The sequence below is a fragment of the Citrobacter cronae genome (genome assembly GCF_016893685.1).
Classification (GTDB): Bacteria; Pseudomonadota; Gammaproteobacteria; order Enterobacterales; family Enterobacteriaceae; genus Citrobacter; species Citrobacter werkmanii.
Genome location: NZ_CP069763.1, coordinates 3521315 through 3543944, shown reverse-complemented (window position 1 = coordinate 3543944; position 22630 = coordinate 3521315). Strand labels below are relative to the sequence as shown.

The following is a 22630-nucleotide window of genomic DNA, read 5'->3' as shown; positions in this document are numbered from 1 at the left end:
CTGAATAAAAAACACGCTGCAAAATCAACAAAATATAATCAACTTGCTTAATTACTCTGCAAACGCGTGAGATCCGGAAGAAAAATGCGATTTCCCTCTTGCCTCATTCGGTCTGTGCCGCTAATATTCGTCCCCGTTGTCACCTACAACGTTGCGTTCATAGCTCAGTTGGTTAGAGCACCACCTTGACATGGTGGGGGTCGTTGGTTCGAGTCCAATTGAACGCACCATATTGCGTCCGTAGCTCAGTTGGTTAGAGCACCACCTTGACATGGTGGGGGTCGGTGGTTCGAGTCCACTCGGACGCACCATATCACTTTTGATGTGGTGCCTTTCTCCTTATATTATTCTCGATAAAATCCCCCTAATTGTTGTTGCCGTCCTGAGCGATTTCGCTATTCTTGCTGTCTATCCCGTTTGTCTCCTGCGCCGTTATCGACCACACTTATCCTGCTTCGCTTGTTTTCGGCACAATGCCGACACAGAACATCGATCACAGGGCATAAAAATAATATCAGGTGGATAAGATGAACAAGATCGCTATCGTCGGTACGGGACCGACAGGAATCTATACGTTACTCGCGCTTCTCAAGCATCAAACCCCGCTTTCAATTAGCCTCTACGAACAATCGAATGAAGCTGGGGTAGGCATGCCCTATAGCGATGAGGAAAACTCGCGATTGATGCTGGCAAATATCGCTAGTATTGAAATACCCCCCATTACCTCTTCTTATCTCGACTGGTTACGCCAACAAAGCGTTGAACATTTAGCCCGTTATGGCGTGAAACACGCCTCGCTGCATGACCGACAATTTCTGCCGCGAATTCTGCTCGGTGAATATTTTCGTGACCAGTTTTTACGCCTTGTAGACCTTGCGGACAAACAGGGGTTTAACATCACCGTACACGAATCCTGTCAGGTCAAGGATGTCAAAGCCACAACGGATGGCGTTGTTATTTGCAGCGATCATAACGACCCGGAGCACTTTGATCTTGCTGTCATCGCCACGGGTCACGTCTGGCCTGACGCACAAAGCGCATCACGCACTTTCTTCCCGAGTCCGTGGACCGGGCTTATGGAGGCAAAAATCCCGGCGTGTAATGTAGGAATTTTGGGTACGTCGCTGAGCGCTATTGATGCGGCTATGGCCGTCGTCGCACAACACGGTAGGTTTGTATTAGATGATGCGCAGGGTGTTCATTTCGAAAGAAATGAAGGCAGTCAGGATCTCAACATTCTCCTCATGTCCCGTTCTGGCATTCTACCGGAAGCCGATTTTTACTGCCCTCTCCCCTATGAACCACTCTCCATTGTGACTACTGAGGCACTGGAACAATGTATTGCAGTTGGTTCTGCTGGGCTGCTGGACAGGATCTTTATGCTCATAGTCAAAGAAATTGAGCTGGCAGACCCTGTCTGGAGCAAAGAAGTCGCCCTCTCTTCCCTGAACGCCGACAGCTTTACAGATGTCTGGTTCGCTGCCCGTAAAAAGCACGATCCGTTTCGCTGGGCCGCAGCCAATCTTGAAGAAGTCGAACGCAATAAACGTGAAAAACACACGGTTGCCTGGCGTTACGCTATTCTGCGACTGCATGAGGCCGTACAGGAAATTGTCCCGTGCCTGGATGAGAAAGACAGAGAGCGGTTTAACAATGGACTTGCTCGCGTCTTTATCGATAACTATGCAGCCATTCCTTCACAGTCGATCCGCAGATTACTGGCGCTGCGTGAGGCCGGGATCCTGAATATTCGCGCGCTCGGTCAGGATTATCAGTTAGAGCAAAAAGAGAAAATGACGGTGATACGCGCTCAGGGCGAAACCTATAAGTTTGACGTTTTTATCGATGCCAGAGGCCAGAAAGCGTTAAAAATTAAAGATCTGCCATTTCCATCGCTGCGGGATCAACTGCAATCCACGAGTGAGGAAATACCGGATGTCGGCGATGACTATACGTTACAGGCGCCTGATATCGTCCGGGGCCGCATTGCGCTCGCCGCACTTCCCTGGCTGATGCACGATCAACCGTTTGTGCAAGGGCTTACTGCCTGCGCAGAAATTGGCCAGTGCGTCGCGCGTGCCATTTCCCGGCCAGCCACGCGTCTTCGTCGACGCTTACCCTATTACGAGGCGTGACGCGATGTATTCTTCCATCACTCTGCTTGCAGCCGGCAGTTTACGTCCGGCACTGACTCCGCTGATAACCCATTTCACGCACATAAGTGGAATAGATGTGAAAGTGGAATATGGTCCAGCCGGTTTATTGCGCGAGCGGATTGAAGCAGGCGAACCCTGTGCGCTGTTTGCTTCGGCCAGTCGGGAGCATCCGCAACGCCTTCTGGCTCAGCATAAAGCTCTCTCAACGCACACCTTTTGCTGGAACCAACTGGGTCTGGTTACCAACCGGACCGGTGAATGGCTGGATTTGCTGCGAAACCCTACCCTGCGAATTGGTACCTCTACGCCCGGCTGTGACCCTTCCGGGGATTATACCTGGGCATTTTTTGACAAGATGGATGCGCTGGAGAGGGGCCTTGGGCAGCAGCTTCGCGAAAGGGCCATTCCCCTGGTTGGTGGTCGAGACACCGTGAGGATCCCGTCGGGAGAACTGGCCAGCGCCTGGATCCTGCGTCAGGGACTGGCCGATCTGTTTATCGGCTACGCGCATTATGCAAAAACGCTCCGCGCACTACCCAACGTTCGTTATGTAGCGATTCCGGCTGAATATAACATTCAATGTGAATACCAACTGGCGCTGCTGGAGGCATCCAAAGATGCGCTGGCGCTGGTTGAGTTTATGCTCGGCAACGGCGGTCAGGAATTTCTGATCGCCGCCGGTTTTATACCACTTACCGACGAATAGAAAACAGCGGCGCAATAAACGGCGTCTGGTAATGGTCAACGTTCACTTTTCGCAGCGGTAATCCATAGGCCTGGGACAGATTATCTTCCGTCACGATGCTGTCCGTCGGCCCTGCCCGCCATTTACCTTCAGGAAGCAGCAGCAGCGTATGCGTAGCTATCTGTAGCGCATGCAGCGGATCGTGGGTTGAAAACAGCACGCTGCAGCCTTGTTGGCGAGCCAGATCGCTGATGAGCTGCAGCACCACCTGCTGATTAGCGAGATCCAGCGCGGAACATGGTTCATCAAGCAATAACGTCTGGCATTCCGTGACCAATGCCCTGGCTATCATCACTAACTGTTGTTGCCCGCCAGAGAGTGAACCAAACGAGCAGGCGCCAAGATGTGCGATATTAAGTTGCTCCAGCGCCTGCGCTGCCCTTTTTTTATCCTGCTGGCTGGGCTGCGCAAATAACTTCACGTGCTGTGCCCGCCCCATCAGTACCACATCGCTGACCGTATAGGGAAACGGCAGATGACAATGTTGCGCCACAATCCCAATTCCACCGGCATTCTCAATACTGCCGCCCAAAGCAGGCAGCGTGCCGGTTAGCGTATCGAGCAGCGTACTTTTACCCAGACCGTTACGTCCCAGCACCGCCCAGACCTCACCTTTCCGGCAACTGAACGTAAGCGGCTCAAATAGCGGTGCGCGATACCCGTAAGTCAGCCGATTCACGCGCAGTGCGACAGATTTCATTGTTTCCTCCGACGGCTGTTGCGGATGAGTAAAAAAGCAAACAGCGGCGCGCCAAATAATGCAGTGATGATCCCCAGCGGGATCTCCGCAGGCATCAGGGTGCGCGCAATATCATCCACCACAATCATAAAACCGCCCCCCAGCCAGAAGGCACAAGGGAGCAACCGACGATGATCGACACCCACCAGCAAACGTGCCAGATGCGGAATAACCAGACCGACCCAGGCAATACTGCCGCTTACCGCCACCTGAGCGGCGACTAAAAAAGCGCAGCACACCAGCACGCTGCGTCGCAGAGGAACCACCGCCACGCCCAGCGCTCTGGCATCTTTATCATTGAGCGATAGCAGATTTATCCGCCAGCGTAACTGATACAAAACCGTCGCGGCGATACCCACCGGAATCGCCAACAGCAGAACTTTATGCCAGTTGGCCGTCGCAAAACTCCCCAGCAGCCAGAACACAATGTTCGGTAACGTCTCTTCGGTATCCGCCTGATACTGAATCAGACTCACCAGTGCGGCAAAGAAACCGCTCAGAATGATACCCGACAGGATCAGCACCAGCGTATTCTCTAGCCCCTGCAATGTAGCGATGGCATACACAAGAATCAGCGCCGTCAGACCGAAGAAAAACGTTGAGCCCATCATCAGCCACGGCGACAGGCCGAGCAGAATAGCCAGCGTACCGCCAAAGGCAGCCCCCGACGTCACGCCGATAATATGCGGGTCGACCAGTGGATTATGAAATACCCCTTGCAGCGTCGCGCCGCATAAACCCAACGCGCCCCCTGCCAGCAACGCGATCAGAATACGTGGTAACCTGACCGTCCAGACAATCTGGCTGGCAATCCCTGCGGTGTCGCTATAGTGCGTCAGATGGTAAAATACCTCGCTTAACGACAGCGGATATTGTCCGAGGCACAGCGAGCTGACGCCCAGTAATAAGACCGCCGCCATTAGCAGCGGCTGCTGGGGTAAAATGCGGTTACTTAGCTGCATCAGACTGCCAGTTCACACGATAAAAACGCTGATAGTAGTCTTGCGCCTGCGCATCGACATCCACGTCTTTATAGGCGTCCGGATACAGTTTTTTAGCCATCCACAGTTCACCTATCGCCAAGGCTTCCGGCATCGGATACCCCCAGGCTTTGGCGTATTCCGGCATCAGCCAGATGCGATGATTTTTCACCGCATCAATCCCCTGCCAGTTGGGATCGTTTTGGATCTCAGTCACCACCTGCGGGTAACGGTCCTGAACAAAAATCACTTGCGGATTCCACGCTAATACCTGCTCAAGCGCGACCTGACGGGCGCCTTTCACACTGGCCGCCGCCACGTTTAATCCCCCCGCATGCTGCATCATCAGTCCCGTATACTTCCCGGAGCCGTAAGTCATCAGGTCGGGGTTAGCCATATAAATACGCACCTTTTTCGCATCAGGAATGTTGGCAACTGGCGCGTTGAACTTTGCCCGCGCCGCAAAAACGTAATCGATCAACGTTTCTGCCTGCGCTTTGCGCCCCACAACATCCGCAATCAGGCGAATTCCCTGCTTTAACCCTTCGTTGTAGACCTGCTCTTCATCGGCCATAGTCGGATTCATTTTATTCTGCTGACCATCAGCATCCTGACGCAATGAGATCGCGACCACCGGAATACCGGCGTTCTGAATCTGCTGAATCATCTCCGCAGGCGCATAGTTGGCAACAAAGACGACCTGTGGGTGAATCGCCAGCAGGCTCTCGATATTCACGCTGGTGAGATCGCCCGGCGTCGGCAATGTCGTTATCTTCGGCATAAAACGCGCGAATTCAGGTCCGAGCTGTTTTTTCCAGCTCGACATTACACCAACAATGTCTTGCTGGGCGTTGAGTTGCACCAGAATATTCAGCGTCTGGTGTTGCAGCACGACGACTTTGTCCACATGGTCAGGAATCGTGACCTGACGACCAAGCTGGTCGGTGATCGTACGGTCGGCCTGGGCAGAAAACGCAAACAACATGCTGGCGCAAACCAGCACAAAAGAACGGAGAGTGAACATGGGATACCATCTGGATGAGAAGTAAAAGCGGTATATATTGAATTACATAACGAAGTGACTGGCAACCCATTCCCGATGATTACCACGCGGTACACGAGGAAGATCAATTTATGCTGGCAAAAATAAAGCCGACGGCAATGACCACCGTCGGCTTTTGTTGATACTGAGTGGCTAAACTATTTCGTCGCAGCTTTAATGATATCGAGCGCTTTCGCAAACTGATCCTGCGGAATTGTCAGCGGGTAAAGGAAACGAATAACGTTGCCGTACTGGCCACAGGTTAACAACAGCAATCCCTGCTCAAGGGCTTTCTTCTGCACGCGTTGCGCGACGGCAGCGCTGGGCTCCCCCGTCGCTGCATCGCAAAATTCAGCAGCAACCATTGAGCCTAAGCCGCGCACTTCGGCCAGCTCAGGGCACCATCCTTGCGCGTCAGTCAGGGTGGCGCGCAGTTGTTCGCCGAGAGCCGCTGCTCGTTGGCACAACTGCTCATCACGAATAATATCCAGTACCGCATGCGCCGCCGCAATCGACAACGGGTTGCCGGCATAGGTACCACCCAGACCACCCGGCGCAGGCGCATCCATAATTTCTGCCTTGCCTACCACGCCAGACAGCGGCATCCCACCCGCAAGGCTTTTTGCCATCGTCATCAGGTCCGCTTTGTCGGCGTAGTGATCCATCGCAAACAGTTTCCCCGTACGCGCAAAACCGCTTTGCACCTCATCGGCAATCATCACGATGCCATGCTCATCACAGATACGGCGGATCCCGGCAACAAACTCCGACGGCGCCACCACGAAGCCGCCTTCGCCCTGCACCGGTTCGAAGATAATCGCCGCAACCTGAGTTGGATCGATGTCGGCTTTAAACAGGCGTTCAATCGCTTTTAGTGAATCCGCCGTGGAGACACCCTGCAACTCAGAAGGATATGGCGCATGGTAAACGGAACCCGGGAACGGGCCGAACCCTTTTTTATAGGGCGCTACTTTGCCGGTCAGCGCCATCGTCATGTAGGTACGTCCATGAAAACCGCCGCCAAAAGCGATAACACCGGGACGACCGGTATGCGCGCGGGCGATTTTCACCGCATTTTCCACGGCTTCTGCGCCGGTAGTAAAGAATGTGGTTTTGCGTTTACCGTCAATCGGCGCAACGGCGTTGATTTTCTCAGCCAGAGACACATAGCTTTCGTACGGTACAATCTGATAAGCCGTGTGGGTAAAAGCCTGCAGTTGGGCTTCGACTGCCTGCACCAGACGAGGATGACGGTGCCCGGTGTTCAGCACGGCAATCCCGGCGGCAAAATCAATATACTGATTGCCCTCAATATCGGTAATCGTGCTGTTTTCTGCCGACTGGGCGTAAAAATCACACATGACACCCACGCCACGCGGGGTGGCATCCAGACGACGTTGTTGCAGGTTTTTATTGTTCATTCTCTACACCTTGTCCATAAATACATTTCAGTTGAATTACCCTTTAAATTTAGACGCCATCTGGTACTTTAATCGAGAGCCAAATCGTTTTATTTTAAGGATCCAAATGCGTTCACTTGCCGGAGATGTGATCAAGCAAGCATTTAGCCAGCAGACAGATGAAAAATTACATCGTCGCCTGTATGCCGCCATCTGTAGTTGCATCCTTGAGGGCAGCCTGAAACCGGCTACCCGCATGCCTCCCTCGCGGGATCTGGCGGGCGAACTGACGTTATCGCGAAATACCGTCTTGCGGGTTTACGAGCAGTTGCAGGCCGAAGGCTATATCTCTGCGCGCACCAGCAGCGGCACCTTCGTTAGCGACAGCGTGCTCGACAATCTCGACCTCCGCCCCAACAAAGAGCCAGTGGCTGTTGCGCTTGAGGATCACACCCGCTTATCTGCCCGCTGCCTTGAACTGCTGGGGCATGCCAGCGCCAGTCCCCGGCAATGGGGAGCCTTTATTCCTGGCGTGCCTGATGTTCAGCATTTTCCTCACCGGGTGCTCAAAAAAATCCAGGATCGGCTGGCAAGGCGACTGCGCCCGGCGTTTCTCACTTACGATGCCGCAGGCGGGGTGAGTGAATTGAAAGAAGCGCTGGCAGACTATCTGCGCACCGCCCGGGGTGTACGTTGTTCGCCTGATCAAATTCTGATTACTGAAGGTATTCACCAGGCGTTGGATCTGGTAACGCGTGCGTTGTGCAATCCGGGTGACAGTGCCTGGATTGAAGAGCCAGGCTATTGGGGGATAAAAAACATTCTACGCATCAACGCGGTAAACTTTTCGGCAATCCCGGTTGATGAGCAAGGTATGATTCCGCCAGGCCCAACAGAACCCGCACCGAAGCTGATTTTTGTGACACCGTCACATCAGTATCCGCTCGGTTCGGTAATGAGTCTGAGCCGTCGGCAACAGCTTCTCTTGCGCGCCCGTGAAACGCGAAGCTGGATAATAGAAGATGATTACGATAGCGAGTTTCGCTTTTCCGGGCAGCCTATTCCGTCATTACAGGGACTGGAGGAAGAGACGCCAGTTATCTACATCGGAACATTCAGCAAGACCCTTTATCCCGCACTGCGACTCGGGTATGTGGTACTGCCCAAACCGCTAGCCGCGCCGCTAAAAAAGGTTCATAACGACCTCTATCGCGGCGGACATTTATTGATTCAGGCCGCGCTGGCGGAGTTTATCCGCGAGGGATACTACGCGGCGCATATTCGAAAAATGCGCCAGCTGTACAGTCGTCGTCGCCAGATGCTGGTGGAACTTATTACCCGCCAACTTGGTGAGCAATATCTTGGCTCATTCAACAGCAACGCCGGGCTGCATATGATTTTACAGCTACCCGCCGGAAGTGATGACGTCGCCATAGCCCGGCAAGCGAATGCGCAAGATCTGCTGGTGCGTCCGCTGTCTCGTTACTACGTGAATGAAGAGAAATGCAGCGGCCTGCTGTTGGGGTTTGCCAGTATTGAAGAACATGAAATGGCGGCGGCGTTTACCCGACTCGCGACGATTATCAGGGAAAACGCCGTATAAGCACTGCCGGATAGCGGTGCTCGCACCYTATCCGGCATGCTGTTTAATGTGCCGCTTTTTTAACGCCAGCCAAATCCTCCTGGCTTACTTCACCATTCCCTTCCCCCCAACTTTTACGCACGTAGTTAATTACGTCACGCATTTCGCTGTCGGTTAACATGCCGCCGTAGGCTGGCATCTTAAAGGAGACGCTGCCCTGCGTTGTCGGGGTTTCTGCGCCATAGGCAATCACTCTGTACAGTGGCGTCGGGTCATCCACCATCACCAGCGGATTGCGGATCAACGAAGGTGCATTATCATCCGTACCTTTGCCTTCCAGACCGTGACACGTTGAGCAGTAGCGGTTATAGGTCACTTTGCCCGCCTCGGCTGAATTCGACCAGGATGTCGTAGTCGCTGCGGTACGCCCCGCTTCAGGCTTCGTACTTTTCAGGCTCAGCAGATATTGTGCGATCGCCGTGGCATCTTCGTCCGTCAGATACTGTGTACTTTGCGTAACGACTTCAGCCATCGAACCAGAAACCGCGGCATGTTTACTTTTACCGGTCAGCAACAGCGATTTTAACTCCGACTCCGACATTCCGGTGCCCCGCAGCGACGGCGCATACCAGCCGTCGATCATCGCGCCGCTCAGATACTCGGGATCCGCATTGGTGTACGCTTTTTCGTTCATCGCCACACCTCTCGGTGTATGGCATGAACCGCAGTGGCCCGGGCCTTCCACCAGATAAGCGCCTCGTTTTAGCAGGACCGCGTTTTCATCCGTTTTCGCGCCCGTAACAGCCGTCTCTGGCGCGTCGGTAAACAACCAGTTCCAGATATGCAGCGGCCAGCGGGCGGAGAGTAGCCACGGAATGGCATTCTCTTTGTTGGGTTGTGCCGACGGCGTGACGTCATGCATAAAATAGCGGTACAGCGCCTGAACATCCTCGTCAGAAAGCTTCGCGTAAGAGGGATAAGGCATGGCCGGATAGAGCGGATGACCATCTTTGGCAATCCCCTGACGTACCGCCTTTTCAAAATCCTCGTATGCGTAGCTACCAATCCCCTGCGTCTTATCTGGCGTAATATTGGTCGAATAAATATCTCCAAGCGGAGTGGGAAACTTTTTACCCCCTGCCATCGCCGCGCCACCTTCCGTCGTGTGACAGGCTACGCAGTCAGAAATCCTCGCGATGTATTCGCCATGAGTTTCAGCCGCAGAAACCGTGGCGGTAAATAAACAGGCGGCAAGAACGGTTACATTACGCATAGATCACCCCATCTCCTTGAGTTCATTAACCGCTCGCCATGCCTGATCGATCGCCGTATGAGCATATGCCCCCCAGTCAGAATCGGAATTAGCAATGGCAATACGACCAACTGGCTTGCGCGCCCGCTCGATAATCTCGGGCATTTTGTCCATGTCGTCGAACAACGAGTTAGGGTAATAGGCATAGCCATGCGCCCAGCGGTTAACCGTAATGGCGGCAATATCGCGTTGATTATCAAAGCCTGTTGCGCCAAACATCTCCTGCAACTGGGCGCGAATCATCTCTTCATGCGCCGCAAATGTCGTTCCCAGCAAATAGGCCCGCCCCAGACGGAACTGCTCTCTGGCCGAGAGGTTACTGCCAGGATACGTGGGCACGTAGACCATATGAATCACCATCGGATCGTCTGGTGAGGCTGGGTGTTGATACCCGCCGATACTGACCGGATAGTCGAGCTTAACCCGGCTGTAAGGTGCTGCCGGAGAGTAAAATTCATGCACGCCAAGCTGTTTAAATGCCTGCCAGTTTTTAACCACCACGTTGGTGTATACCAGCGGCGCTTTCACGTTCAGTTTGAGATCCGCCTGCTGCTGTTCCGGCATCTCTGGCACCAGATACGGAATCAGCATGTTATAACCCGCCATAATAGTGTTCTTACCACGAACGCGATGCATTTTTCCGTCGCGCAGATAGCTGACAACAACGCCATCCGGTACGTTGGCGGCGTTAATCACCGTGCTGTTGAGGCGCAGACGCGTGGTGTTTTCCGGCAGATCCAGTTTTTCATAATGCAGTCTGGCGAGGACCGAGTCCTCCATGGTGGTGCCCGGTAGCGCATCCGGTAGCATATACCTGACCAGCAGTCGGGCCAGACCGGCATTTCCATCCGGAAAATGGTAAACATACGGCTCTTCGAGGTCGGCCAGCGACTCTCCGTCCAGCGGGGGTAATCCCAGCGCTTCCATACCCGGTAAGGCGCACGCCCGGGCATCGCTACAGGAAATCCCTTCAATGCCAATGGCAAAGAAGTCGTTAGAACGCTGCTGAAAATAGAGCAGCGCCATTTTGCTCAAACCGACTTTTGTCGCCAGAAACTCACTGTAGCTGTGAGTATCCAGCCATTCAGTTTTCTCATCAATCGTCATACCCGGAAGGTAGTCCGCAGGACGTACATGCAGATCGATTAACGCTTTTCTGTCGTTCTCGCTTAGCGGAAAATCATTGATAAAGTCTTCGATCTTGCGTCCATTCAGTCTGTCCGGCGGAATATCATCAGATACCGCCCGTCCCGGATCGCCGCTGACGATTTTTGTTTCGCCAAAATTCTTTTTATCGAAGAAAACGCCGCGACTGAGCTGCCAGTCGGGATAGAAGTTTACGTCAAAACTCTCTTTCAACCGCGTGACGCTGACGCCCACGGTTTCCATCAGCTTTTGCACTTCCGGACTGAAATTATGCGCAGGCGACTGGAATGCTTCGCTGCCGCCATAGCCGAGTAGTTTCTTGCCCGAGCTGGTAAACTCGTTCCGTTTGGCATGCCCCCCAAAATCGTCATGATTATCGAGGATCAGAATCCGGCTATTTTGTCCGGCAAGTTGACGCCAGAAACAACCGGCAGCCAGGCCGCTAATACCGCCGCCCACAATCACCAGATCGTACTCTTCCTCAATAGGCAAAGCGTTTAAATCAAAATGTTTATGCTCACGGCCCACGGCATGCGCCATTTCAAACGATCCCGGATGATTGCCCCGCAGCCCCGTCAGCGCAGGCGGATAATAACTTCCATCTATAAATGCGTTTTCCTTCCCTGCCGCCCTGACCCATTCCAGCGGGGTAAGCCCCGCCGCAACGGTCACCGCGACGCCGTTGAGAAAATCACGTCTGGTAATTGCCATTACTTTTTTCCTTATTGCTACACTGCCCTTAACACGACACAAATAAGAGGCATCCCCTCCTCAGCAAAAAGGGGAACGCTATCTATTTCACTGGCTTTAATTCTTCATCCAGTTTTTTAGAATCATAATAATCACCCTGCCAGGTGATTTTTCCTGCTTTAACATGAATATAGCTAACACCTTCAAATCTTATCAGATTATTTGTCGGTGGGCTCCCTGCCCATTCACCACTATTTTTTCCTGAGAACTGCCAACGAAAAGCCACGGTATCCTCGTCATAAACGGGTTTACCGATCATTTTCCAGGTCAGATCCGGGACCGCCTTAATAAAGGCCCCAATAACTTCTTTTTCTGCTTTTTCCCTGCTGGTAATCGGTTCTCCCGCGGCGGCATCATAATAGACTGCATCATCTGCAAGATATTGAGCCGCTCGCGAAGCATCATGCGCATTCCACGCCGCCATATACTCGTTCACGGTATTCAGCGAGGGACTTTCTGCCAGGCTATAGCCCGAGAGCATCACCAATGAAAGCACCGCCACTTTTAATGTTTTCATCACTACCCTCTCTATTCAGAAATGTCGCACATGATATGTTTCACCCGTGTGTATTCCTCGAGTGAATAAGATGAGAGATCTTTGCCATAACCTGATTTTTTGAAGCCGCCATGCGGCATTTCGGCGCACAGGGGAATATGGCTGTTAATCCATACCGTGCCAAAATCGAGGTCAATGCAAAAGCGCTGCGCGCGGCTGTGATTGCTGGTCCAGACGCTCGCCGCCAGCCCATATTCCACGTCATTGGCCTTAAGTAATGCGTCTTCATCGCCAGAAAACGACTGAATAGTCATTACTGGACCAAATACTTCATGCTGGATAGCTTCATCGTGCTGTTGCAGACCAGAGACGATCGTCGGCTCAAAATAGAAGCCAGGGCCAGATCCGGCGCGCCCGCCGGTCTCAATTTTTGCATGCGCCGGTAAACGCTCAATAAAGCCTTTCACTTGTTCCAGTTGATTCCGGCTATTCAATGCGCCATACAGCGCATCCTGGTCTTCTGGCGGCCCAAATTTAATACTCTTTGTTTTTTGTACCAGTTTTTCCAGGAATTCAGCGTAGATGGACTGTTCGACCAGAATACGCGTGGCCGCCGTGCAGTCCTGCCCGGCATTGAAAAAGCCAGCCGTGACAATCGCCGCAACCGCCTTGTCCATATCCGCATCAGCAAATACCACCGCGGGCGCCTTCCCGCCCAATTCCAGATGCGCCCGGGTCAGGTTCGCCGCTGCCGAGGCCGCAACCTGCAGACCTGCGCGGACCGAACCGGTAATCGAAACCAGTGAGGCTTTCGGGTTTGAGACCACCAGAGAACCGGTACTGGCTTTGCCTAAAACCACGTTAAACGCCCCTCTCGGGAACAAGGGTGCCGCCAGTTCCGCCAACAGCAGCGTACTGACCGGCGTGGTGTCGCTTGGCTTTAACACTACCGTGTTACCCGCCGCCAGTGCCGGCGCAATCTTCCATACCGCCATCATAAATGGGTAATTCCACGGCGTAACTTGCCCGACAATACCCAGCGGTTCCCGGCGAATAGTCGAGGTAAATCCAGCGGAATATTCGCCTGCTGCCTTGCCTTCAAGACAACGCGCAGCCCCGGCAAAAAAACGGATGGCATCGCAGGATGCCGCGATCTCTTCCTTCTCAATAAAATGGCGAAGCTGGCCCGTCTCCTGGCTCTGGGCATTGACCAGTCGCTCCACGTTGCGTTCTATTTCGTCCGCCAGGCGCAATAACGCTATTTGTCGCTGGGCCGGTGTCGATTTTCTCCAGATGCTAAACGCCGCTTCAGCAGCAGAGTAAGCCTGCTCCACCTCTGCCGCGCTGGCATTAGGAGATAATGCGTACGTCTCACCGTCGACCGGACTCACCAGTTCGAAGGTCTCTTCGCTGCCGCCTGCTACATATTGCCCATTAATAAAATGCTTCAGGGTTTTCATGCCTGTCTCCACCCATTAATACATAAAGAATCTTATGTAATATATATATTGTAAAAACTTTTCAAATACGCAACATTGACACTATGATAAGCCTCGCATTTTTAACTTATTTTTTACATTGTTCAGGGTAAGGCTTGCCACTGGTAGCTGACGCGGCGCGCGCAGCTCTAGAGGTTATCGGGACACACATCCGTCTGTGCGGCAGATTTTGCGCATGGGCATGTAAAATAACGCGGCCATTCTTACCTTCCTTGCCCAGCGGGCATGTGTTAGAAAGGGTCGTTGTTTCAGGGAATTGAGTGCAGAAAAGATTATGATTACTCACGCAGTCATATTTGCGCCTATCGGGCAGGTCAGTCGTTCAGACCAGATAGTGCAACGCCTTTCAAACGCTATTATCACGGGATTGTTGGAGCCGAAAGAACAGCTTCCCAACGAAACTGATTTGGCAAAGATGATGGGTGTCTCACATATCACTATCAGAGAAGCGCTAAACACGCTTCGGGCTAATAATCTTATCCATACTGTTCGTGGCCGTAATGGTGGCAGCTTCGTTTGCGAAAATATCGATGGCAAAAATAGCCCCCTGCATCCGTTCAAAGCGATCAGTACCGATTATCTTTCGGATCTGGGGGAAATGCATTGCGCCATCATTAGCCATAGCGCAAGACTTGCTTCCAGACGAATGACCGGCGCGGATATCGCCAAATTTCGCGAGTTTGTTGAGGTGCTCAGACAGGCAAAATCACCTGAGCTGATGACCCAGGCCGATATGCGATGCCTGCTGGCAATAGCCGCCAGTTCACATTCGGCACGGCTGGCGAACCAGGAGCTTCAGGTGCAAGCTGAATGGGCATCGCTGGTGGCGATCCTCTATCGCACGGACAGCATTCATGCCGAAATTATCGCGCTTTATTCAGCGCTGGCCGATGCGCTGGCCGCCCACAACGAGGCGGAATCAGTACAGCTTGCCACGCGGATCATCGACACCTTTACCTATTACCTTATCGAAAAAAAGCTGAAATATAACTCGAACTGACAATCCGTGAAGGCAGGACAGACAATGAGCTCTTCGACATCTTTAAGCGCATTAATCCGTAAAATTGATGATATTACTGCCTCTACGGTAGATTCTACCGTGGCGCTGGCGAGGAGCATCCATGAGGCGATTGCCGGGATACAAAAAGCTTCGGCCGAGGTTGTCCTCGATCCCTCGGTGCGATCCACCGTTCAACAGCATATTAAGCGTACGCTCAATGACAACCATTACTGCTCTGGAGCCGGATTTGCCAGCCATATAGAGAGCACCGCCACCACCAAAGAGTATTGGCTTTTGGAGTGGTGGTATAAGAAAGATAATGGTTTGAGCCAGGCGCACCTCGATTTGGATCAGGCCACGCAGCAACGACTGGATTTCAGAACCTTCGAGTGGTTTAAACATTCGCCACCGGCAGGCAAAGCTTATATCCACGGCCCGTACGTCGATTATATCTGTAATATCTCTTATACCCTGACTTCGGCAGTGCCGGTCTACTACAACGATCAGTTCCTTGGCGTCGCCGCCGTCGATCTGCTGGTCAGCCAAATCGAAGCCGAACTGCTCTCCTGCGCTCATCCTGACTATGTCATACTGACCAATCTGGAAAACAGGATTATCTTCTCCAGCTGGCCGCGCTTTCGCGTGGGTGAGTTACTGTCGCCCGCCAACAGCACCGTGGTATATCAGAGCGACTACTTTATCCTTTATCACTATCAAAACTAAGGGCCCGAAGGCCCTTGTTTTAGTTGTCCTGCCCCATATTGAGCTTATTGGCGTAAGCAATGGCGTCGTTTTCCGGCGCCGCAGAGCGCCCAAACGGTCGGGTCAGGAACATATAGATAAGCCCCGATCCAACGACAATCGCCAGGCCGAACAGCACTGTCCAACGATCAATGAAATCGCTGCTGTCTGCTGGTTGGGCCAGCAACCAGATCCCGCATAATCCATAGGCTAAGGCCAGCACGTTTACAATCACGCCCCAACCGCCAATGGTCCACTCCCCGGCCGGTTTCCAGCCCTTCAGACGCTGACGTAACGCAGCAAGTACGACCATCTGGAACGAGATATAAATACCGATTACGGCAAACGCGGTAATACGCGACAGGTTGTCTGGCTGGAAATAGACCCAAACGCAGATGATCACCGGCAACAGACAACTGACGACCATCGCATTATCCGGAACGCCGTTTTTCGAGATTTTGGACATCCATTCACTTCCCGGCAGCATTCTGTCGCGAGAGAACGAAAAAATAAGACGGCTTAACGCAGCCTGTAGAGACAAAATGCACGACAACATCGCCACAATCGCGACGATGATAAAGATAGTTGCGCCGGTTTCCCCCAGTGCTTCATTGAGAATGGCGGGGATTGGATCGGACGTTTTACCATTCACGATACTGACCAGATTCGGTGAAGCCAGCAGATAACCCATCACGGAAATGATGGCGGAAATCGCGCCAAATACGATGCTTAAAATCATCGCGACCGGGATCTTTTTGCTCGGGTTCTGCACCTCTTCCGCTACGTTACCGCAGGCTTCAAAGCCAAAGAACATAAACAGCCCCATCAGCGCGGCGGACATAAACGCGGTGGAGTAGCTTCCGTCCTGAGCAAGCACGCCCATCGAGTCGAAGATGACGGAGAAAGGCTGAGAACGGTGAAAGATCAGCAGGTAAATTCCCAGCGCAATCACGCTGACAATTTCACACCAGAAGCCAATTTTGGCGACTCTGGCCAGGTTTTTGGTCCCGGACATGTTAACAGCCATCATCAACAGCAGTAGCAGGACAGACGTCAGCAACATGGTGGCAGGCGTTTGACCATAGTGGAACAGCGACTCAACAAACGTCGAGGTATATTCCGCAATTGACGTAATAGTGACCACCAGCGCCCACAGGTAAATCCAGGCGGCAATCCAGGCATATTTCTTGCCCCATAATCTTCTCGCCCAGGGATACAGTCCACCGGTTATCGGATACTGGGAAGCGACCTCGCCAAATACCAACGCCACTAAAAGCTGGCCACATGCGACGATTAAAATCCACCATACTGCGGGCGGCCCCGCCAGCGTTACGGCCAGCGCAAACAGCGAATAGACGGCAGTGAGCGGCGAAAGGTAGGTAAACCCCAACGCGAAATTAGAAATTAAACCGATTGAGCGATTGAACTGTTCTTTGCCATCTTTCTGAAAATTATCGTTTTTCTTATCAGGTGTCTGTTCCATATATCTTTCTCTTTTGTGGAATAGTCGCAGGGTTGAACAATTAATGTATAAAAGATATTAAGTTATATGTATAGTGATTTTGTCGCAGAGTTGTTAAAAATGATCGCATGTCACGTTAATGAAAAAGTGAGAGCAAAACGGTAGAAAGCGCTGGCATTTAGCAGTATTTATGACCAATGGATCTTCGCAGCCGCCAACCGTGGGCTACGCTGGCGGAAAAACATGCGCATCTGATTTAAGTTTGGGGCTAAGTAGCAATAATCGCTGCTGTTAAGCAACATTTTTGCAATATAATAGTGTGATGTTAAACGCTGAACCTGAGCAGGTGAATGATGGAAATTGATCTCGATAATCTGGTCTTTGATGGACTGGAAGAAGCGCAAGAGCGTAATGCTGAACGTCTGGAAGATGCAGATAAGAAAGCGCAGGAAATTATTGCTGATAATGACTGCGGCGACGCCTGCAAAATCTGATTTCCGAACCGGCGCAATGCCGGTTTTTTATCGCCTGTTACCCCTTCCCGTTTCAGCCCGTATACCGTAAAGCCTCAATCAATTTGGCAAAGGCGGCGGTGTGCTGCCTGCGGCTGGGGTAGTACATATAATAGCCCTGGAAGGGTTCGCACCAGTCCTCCAGCACTTTTTCCAGCGCACCATCAGTCACCGCCTGTTCGACAGTGTCTTCCGGCACAAATGCCAGCCCCATCCCGGCAATCGCTGCGCTAATCCGCGGGGGGAGATTGTTAAAAACAAGCTGCCCTTCAACCCGCACGCGTAAATCTTGTCCGCCTTTGCTAAATTCCCAGGCATACAGCCCGCCCAACGTTGGCATGCGCATGTTGATGCAGTTATGGTTTTGCAGATCGTGTGGGGTGAGTGGTTTACCATGGCGGGCAAAATAAGCGGGTGAACCGACCACCACCATGCGCCAGTCCGGGCCAATTCTGACAGCAACCATATCTTTTGCCACCTGCTCGCCGAGACGAATACCCGCGTCATAACGGCCAGCCACAATATCCGTCAGGCTGTTGTCGAGGGTCATTTCCACTTTCACTTCAGGATAAGCCTGCAAAAAAGGCGCCAGCGCGGGCCAGACTGTCGATTGCAACGCATGTTCACCCAAGGTAAGGCGAATGTTACCCGCCACCCGCTGACGGATGTCGGTTAATGCCAGCAGCTCCGTTTCAATGTCATCAAAACGCGGACTGATACTGTTGATGAGCCGTTCTCCGGCTTCAGTCGGCGCGACGCTGCGCGTGGTACGGGTCAGGAGTCGGACATCCAGCCGCTCTTCGAGTCCACGTATCGCATGGCTTAACGCTGACTGCGAGACCCCGAGCTTTGCCGCAGCCCGCGTAAAACTCCGCTCGCGGGCGACGATAATGAGATAATAAAGATCGTTAAAATTATCACGCAGCATGCTTATCCCCAGCCATTAACTTTATTGACGTATGGTACAGGTCATGAGGGTAATCACGTAGCGTTTCTCAACGTTCGCGCACATCACTCCTGTTTTCCCCCCTTTCACTAATAACATTTTGTATATAGATAAGAATTTTTTCTTATTTTGTCTGAATCGTAAGTTATGGGAGCGTAAAAAGCACAAACCAAAAACTACAGGGATTTCTTACAATGATGGCAACGAAAATTCACAGCGCTAAAAAAACACTTCTGGCACTCAGCGTGCTGCTGGCCTCTGGCATTAGCGTCTCACAGGCTCAGGCTGACCAATTGGCCGATATCAAAGCCGCCGGCGTCGTTAAAGTGGCGACATTCGACGCCAATCCGCCGTTCGGTTCAGTTGATGCAAAAACGCATAAGATTGTCGGCTATGACGTCGATTTTGCCGAAGCGCTGGCCAAGTCCCTGGGGGTAAAACTGGAACTGGTGGCCACCAATCCGGCCAACCGTATTCCGCTATTACAATCCGGTAAAGCCGATTTAATCGTAGCGGATATCACGATCACACCTGAGCGTGCACAAGTGATCGATTTCTCCGTGCCCTATTTTGTCACCGGCCAGCAGTTCCTTGTGCCAGCAAAATCCCCGGACAAGCTCGATGAATACAGCAAAGCGCGAATCGGCGCGGTAAAAGGTACTACCGGTGAGCAGGCGTTACATCAGCGCTTCCCGCAGTCGCGCGTACTGGCCTATGACGATATCCCCCTGGCATTAACCGCATTACGCAACGGTAATGTGCAGGCCATCACCCAGGACAGTACAATCCTGGCGGGCTTGTTAAGCGGTGCGCCGGATAAAGCAGATTTCAAAATTTTGCCGGACCTGCTGAGTAAAGAAGAGATCGGCGTGGGGGTAAAAAAAGGCGAACCCGCGCTGTTAAAAGCCGTCAACGATGAACTTTTGAAGCTGGAGTCTACCGGTCAGGCAGCAAAAATTTATGATGTGTGGTTCGGCCCTGAAACTAAAAACCCGCAGCCCCGCGCCTTTAAAATAGAAGCCCAGTAATATGCTCTCAGCTCTTTTTCATCGTTCCGCAGCTTCGGCTGCGGATTCTACCCAATTGGGTCAGGCAAGCGTCAATCTGCACAATGTGTTTAAACAGTATGACGCTCATACCGTACTTAACGGCGTCAGCCTGGCAGTTGAACCTGGTGAAGTGGTGACCATTTTGGGTCCTTCTGGCTCTGGAAAATCCACTCTTATACGTCTTATCAACCAGCTTGAGTCGCTGAGCGGTGGCGAAATTTTCATTGATGATAAACCGATTAGTCAGTTGCGCGGCGCTGCATTACGCCAGTTACACAGCCGTATCGGTTTTGTATTTCAGCAATTCAATCTCTATTCGCATCTGACCGCGCTGCAAAACATTGCGCTGGCGCTGGAATATGTTCACGGCTGGAACAAAGCGGAAGCAAAAGGCCGGGCACTCGAATTGCTGGATCAAGTGGGACTGCTCGAGAAAGCCGATGCCTATGCCGCTCAGTTATCCGGCGGGCAGCAACAGCGCGTTGCCATTGCCCGCGCGCTGGCTTCATCGCCACAAATCATTTTGTTTGATGAACCCACCTCCGCACTGGATCCAGAAATGATCGGCGAGGTGTTACAAGTGATGAAAAATCTGGCTCACAGCGGTATCACGATGATCGTCGTGACTCATGAAATGCACTTCGCTCGTGAGATTGCCGATCGTGTGGTATTCATTGATGGCGGCGATATCCTGGAAGTCGCCTCGCCGGAGGATTTCTTCACCCGCCCACAACATCCCAGAACCCAGCGTTTCCTGAAAAAAGTGCTCGACCCGTTACACCAGGAGTTACCGTTATAATGCATCTAATGGACTGGCAGGGGGTGCTGAGCGGGCAACCTCTGCAATGGATAATTTCCGGTTTTCTCACCACGCTATGGGTGACGCTGGCAGGCGTCACGCTCGCCACTCTCTTTGCTCTCCTACTACTCGGCTTACGTTTGACAGGCAATCGCATTGCCACCGCGGTGGTCGGCGTGTGGGTCTCCGCTTTTCGCAATACGCCTTTACTGGTGCAACTGATGTTCTGGTATTTCGCCGCATGGAATTGGCTACCCCGTGACGTGATTACCTTTATTAATGCTGAACACCCATGGTCAGTTCTGCCGGGTGACGTCTGGTGGTTAACGCCGGAGTTTCTTTGTTCTGCCTGGGGGCTGGGTGTTTTTACTTCAGCCTTTTTGGTCGAGGAGATTGCCTCTGGTTTGCAGGCGGTTTCTGCCGGACAACGCGAGGCGGCCATTGCCCAGGGCTTTTCCGCCTGGGCGGTTTTTCGTCACATTCTCCTTCCCCAGGGACTGGCGAACGCATGGCAGCCCATCGTTGGGCAATATCTCAACCTGATGAAGCTCTCCTCGCTTGCCAGCGGTATTGGATTTGCAGAGTTGACCTATCAGGTGCGGCAAATTGAGAGCTATAACGCGCATGCACTGGAAGCCTTTGCCGTTGGAACAGTGCTCTATCTGCTCATCGGTATCGTGTCAGGTATGCTGCTTACGCGTCTTGGACCAAAAACTGTGTCAGGTAAACCGTTCAGGGCAAAAGCCCGTCTGTTCAGCGTCAGGAGCATATCGCATGATCGCTAATATTTCGGTCATTACTGACAATCTTGACTATCTTCTGTGGGGACGCGTGACCGAAGGCCAACCCGGCGGCGTTCTGCTTACTTTGCTGATGGCTATCGGCGCGGCATTGCTGGCACTTCCCGGTGGGATAGTTCTTGCCTGCTGCGCCTGGCGTTTTCCTGGCGCGATTCGCAAAGGACTGTTTATCTGGGCCGAGTTTATTCGCGGCATTCCGTTAATCTTTGTGATTTTCTGGATGTGGTATTTGCTCCCCATGCTGACTGGAAGCGATCTGCCTGGCGCAGTTACCGTGACGTTGGCGCTGGCATGGTTCACCGCCGCCTCGGTGATGCACTCGGTGTATGCAGGAATTAGCGCCTTACCTGGCGGGCAATATGAAGCGGCAGTGGTGCAGGGTTTTCGCCCGTACCAGGCCCTGTGGCTTATTTTATTGCCGCAAGTGCTGCGCAACATTATGCCGTCATTGACCGGGATTTTTATTGGACTACTGAAGGACACGTCGCTGGCGTTTATCGTCAATGTGCCAGAACTCACGACGGTTGCCGGTCAGGTTAATAGCCGGGTGCAAATCTATCCGGCGGCCATTTTTATCTTTACCGGACTGGTCTATTACCTGCTGTGCTTTAGCCTGGAAAAATTCACCCAGCGACGATTCGCGCTAAAATGACCTCAAGGCTCAACATTCCACGAACTGGTGGTCTTCGTTGAGCCGATATTTCACGCCAGCCCGGATATTTTTTTCACCTTCAACGGCAAGCGCAAAACGCATTCTTTCGCCATCATGATAGGCCAGCGCCGCGCATCCGCCAGGACCGAGTATTATCGAATCGACAGTGCCAGTACTGGCAACAACGGCGTTCTCTCCGCTGGCAATAATATGGATATTGTCTGCGCAATTGGCGATTTTCGATTCCGCTCCGAAACAGGCTAGCCGGGTTAAATCACCGCTGCAGGCAATCCGATTTCTGTCGCCCAGTGCACTGATGCGTACACGCATGCCAGCACTGGCGATGCGCGTACCGTCACCCACGCTACTGATACGCGCTGAATTTCCCGCGACCGCAATTCGCCCGCGATCGCCCGAGCTGCCGATATGCGCGTTATAGCCTACGCTGCCTATACGTACGCTGTAACCTGCACTGGCAATTTGTGCGGCATAGCCAGCGCTGGCGATTTTAACGTTATCATCCGCACAGCCAAAGCTGACATTATCTTCCGCACTCGCCAGCGGGCTGCTGGTCCCCCCCGTTGTTTTCACGCGGGAAATATTTCCCATCGCGCGAATATCCTGCCGGACAAAACTCTCCTCTTCCCGCCATTTTGACCAGCCGTATTCCACCAGACTATTTGCCCAGTCGATATACCCTTCCCGCTGGAGCGCACGATGTACATCGGCATAACTTCCCCCGGCGGGAAAAGTACGTAGAAACCAGCGATACATTACGGGCCCAACGCGCCAGGCCCGTAAGTCATCACGCGTAATCATCAT

21 protein-coding genes and 2 tRNA genes are annotated in these 22630 nt (G+C 52.6%); 12 read left to right on the top strand and 11 right to left on the bottom strand.

From position 1 onward, the window contains the following. Nucleotides 1-153: 153 nt before the first annotated feature. The 4 genes from JSN25_RS15215 (at nucleotide 154) to JSN25_RS15200 (ending at nucleotide 2862) form a co-directional block, all read left to right on the top strand. Nucleotides 154-230, top strand: a tRNA-Val gene (locus JSN25_RS15215). Between the two features lie 4 nt (nucleotides 231-234). Then, nucleotides 235-311: transfer RNA gene (locus JSN25_RS15210), tRNA-Val, on the top strand. A gap of 216 nt (nucleotides 312-527) precedes the next feature. Continuing rightward, a complete protein-coding gene (locus JSN25_RS15205) occupies nucleotides 528-2135 on the top strand; it encodes an FAD-NAD(P)-binding protein (RefSeq protein ID WP_204525088.1) in 1608 nt (535 codons plus the stop codon). Between the two features lie 4 nt (nucleotides 2136-2139). Then, nucleotides 2140-2862, top strand: coding sequence for a substrate-binding domain-containing protein (locus JSN25_RS15200; protein ID WP_204525087.1), 723 nt, complete (start codon nucleotides 2140-2142; stop codon nucleotides 2860-2862). Here the strand turns inward: JSN25_RS15200 and JSN25_RS15195 are convergent. From JSN25_RS15195 to puuE, 4 genes are all read right to left on the bottom strand, one after another. Next, complete coding sequence (locus JSN25_RS15195; protein ID WP_204525086.1) at nucleotides 2849-3601, bottom strand: ABC transporter ATP-binding protein; 753 nt, start codon at nucleotides 3599-3601, stop codon at nucleotides 2849-2851. The two genes, JSN25_RS15200 and JSN25_RS15195, sit on opposite strands and share 14 nt — an antisense overlap. Next, nucleotides 3598-4602, bottom strand: a complete 1005-nt coding sequence (locus tag JSN25_RS15190; RefSeq protein ID WP_204525085.1) for a FecCD family ABC transporter permease — start codon at nucleotides 4600-4602, stop codon at nucleotides 3598-3600. The genes JSN25_RS15195 and JSN25_RS15190 overlap by 4 nt, the downstream gene beginning before the upstream one ends. Further along, nucleotides 4589-5644 carry an ABC transporter substrate-binding protein gene (locus JSN25_RS15185; protein WP_199966811.1) on the bottom strand — a complete coding sequence of 352 codons (1056 nt, stop codon included), beginning with the start codon at nucleotides 5642-5644 and terminating at the stop codon, nucleotides 4589-4591. Before JSN25_RS15185 ends, JSN25_RS15190 begins: the two co-directional genes overlap by 14 nt. 176 nt (nucleotides 5645-5820) lie before the next feature. Then, nucleotides 5821-7083: a 4-aminobutyrate transaminase gene (gene puuE, locus JSN25_RS15180; protein WP_038640330.1), complete on the bottom strand. Its 1263-nt coding sequence runs from the start codon at nucleotides 7081-7083 to the stop codon at nucleotides 5821-5823. A gap of 106 nt (nucleotides 7084-7189) precedes the next feature. Between puuE and pdxR the strand changes: the two genes are divergently transcribed. Further along, nucleotides 7190-8665, top strand: coding sequence for a MocR-like pyridoxine biosynthesis transcription factor PdxR (pdxR, locus tag JSN25_RS15175; protein ID WP_204525084.1), 1476 nt, complete (start codon nucleotides 7190-7192; stop codon nucleotides 8663-8665). Nucleotides 8666-8708: 43 nt separating this feature from the next. Here pdxR and JSN25_RS15170 read toward each other — a convergent pair whose 3' ends face one another. From JSN25_RS15170 to JSN25_RS15155, 4 genes are all read right to left on the bottom strand, one after another. Continuing rightward, nucleotides 8709-9917 carry a c-type cytochrome gene (locus tag JSN25_RS15170; RefSeq protein WP_204525083.1) on the bottom strand — a complete coding sequence of 403 codons (1209 nt, stop codon included), beginning with the start codon at nucleotides 9915-9917 and terminating at the stop codon, nucleotides 8709-8711. Between the two features lie 3 nt (nucleotides 9918-9920). Further along, nucleotides 9921-11813, bottom strand: coding sequence for a flavin monoamine oxidase family protein (locus JSN25_RS15165; protein WP_038640327.1), 1893 nt, complete (start codon nucleotides 11811-11813; stop codon nucleotides 9921-9923). 82 nt (nucleotides 11814-11895) lie between these two features. After that, complete coding sequence (locus JSN25_RS15160; RefSeq protein WP_204525082.1) at nucleotides 11896-12369, bottom strand: ester cyclase; 474 nt, start codon at nucleotides 12367-12369, stop codon at nucleotides 11896-11898. An 11-nt stretch (nucleotides 12370-12380) separates the two neighbouring features. After that, nucleotides 12381-13808, bottom strand: a complete 1428-nt coding sequence (locus tag JSN25_RS15155) for a gamma-aminobutyraldehyde dehydrogenase (RefSeq protein WP_087856328.1) — start codon at nucleotides 13806-13808, stop codon at nucleotides 12381-12383. A gap of 313 nt (nucleotides 13809-14121) precedes the next feature. Here JSN25_RS15155 and JSN25_RS15150 point away from each other — a divergent pair, with 313 nt between their 5' ends. Continuing rightward, nucleotides 14122-14847 carry a FadR/GntR family transcriptional regulator gene (locus JSN25_RS15150; RefSeq protein ID WP_038640319.1) on the top strand — a complete coding sequence of 242 codons (726 nt, stop codon included), beginning with the start codon at nucleotides 14122-14124 and terminating at the stop codon, nucleotides 14845-14847. Nucleotides 14848-14871: 24 nt separating this feature from the next. Beyond that, nucleotides 14872-15570, top strand: a complete 699-nt coding sequence (locus JSN25_RS15145; protein WP_185655762.1) for a cache domain-containing protein — start codon at nucleotides 14872-14874, stop codon at nucleotides 15568-15570. A 19-nt stretch (nucleotides 15571-15589) separates the two neighbouring features. On the opposite strand, the gene JSN25_RS15140 is transcribed toward JSN25_RS15145, so the two are convergent. Beyond that, a complete protein-coding gene (locus tag JSN25_RS15140) occupies nucleotides 15590-17071 on the bottom strand; it encodes an APC family permease (RefSeq protein WP_042308718.1) in 1482 nt (493 codons plus the stop codon). Nucleotides 17072-17403: 332 nt separating this feature from the next. On the opposite strand from JSN25_RS15140, the gene JSN25_RS15135 reads away from it, so the two are divergent. Continuing rightward, on the top strand, nucleotides 17404-17544 hold the full coding sequence (locus JSN25_RS15135) for a hypothetical protein (RefSeq protein ID WP_003832695.1): 141 nt from the start codon (nucleotides 17404-17406) through the stop codon (nucleotides 17542-17544). 52 nt (nucleotides 17545-17596) lie between these two features. Here JSN25_RS15135 and JSN25_RS15130 read toward each other — a convergent pair whose 3' ends face one another. Further along, nucleotides 17597-18490 (bottom strand): LysR family transcriptional regulator, encoded by an 894-nt coding sequence (locus tag JSN25_RS15130; protein ID WP_204525081.1) that lies wholly within the window; start codon nucleotides 18488-18490, stop codon nucleotides 17597-17599. Nucleotides 18491-18702: 212 nt separating this feature from the next. On the opposite strand from JSN25_RS15130, the gene JSN25_RS15125 reads away from it, so the two are divergent. The 4 genes from JSN25_RS15125 to JSN25_RS15110 are packed head-to-tail and all read left to right on the top strand — an operon-like array spanning nucleotide 18703 to nucleotide 21808. After that, on the top strand, nucleotides 18703-19536 hold the full coding sequence (locus JSN25_RS15125) for an ABC transporter substrate-binding protein (protein WP_085049427.1): 834 nt from the start codon (nucleotides 18703-18705) through the stop codon (nucleotides 19534-19536). A gap of 1 nt (nucleotide 19537) precedes the next feature. Then, entirely contained in the window at nucleotides 19538-20356 is an 819-nt protein-coding gene (locus JSN25_RS15120) for an amino acid ABC transporter ATP-binding protein (protein ID WP_204525080.1), read from the top strand. After that, on the top strand, nucleotides 20356-21141 hold the full coding sequence (locus JSN25_RS15115) for an amino acid ABC transporter permease (RefSeq protein WP_204525079.1): 786 nt from the start codon (nucleotides 20356-20358) through the stop codon (nucleotides 21139-21141). The genes JSN25_RS15120 and JSN25_RS15115 overlap by 1 nt, the downstream gene beginning before the upstream one ends. Further along, complete coding sequence (locus JSN25_RS15110; protein ID WP_199966801.1) at nucleotides 21131-21808, top strand: amino acid ABC transporter permease; 678 nt, start codon at nucleotides 21131-21133, stop codon at nucleotides 21806-21808. The genes JSN25_RS15115 and JSN25_RS15110 overlap by 11 nt, the downstream gene beginning before the upstream one ends. A gap of 9 nt (nucleotides 21809-21817) precedes the next feature. On the opposite strand, the gene ydhT is transcribed toward JSN25_RS15110, so the two are convergent. Beyond that, the gene (ydhT, locus tag JSN25_RS15105; RefSeq protein WP_121528989.1) at nucleotides 21818-22630 is read right to left on the bottom strand and encodes a protein YdhT; all 813 of its coding nucleotides are present in this window, start codon (nucleotides 22628-22630) and stop codon (nucleotides 21818-21820) included.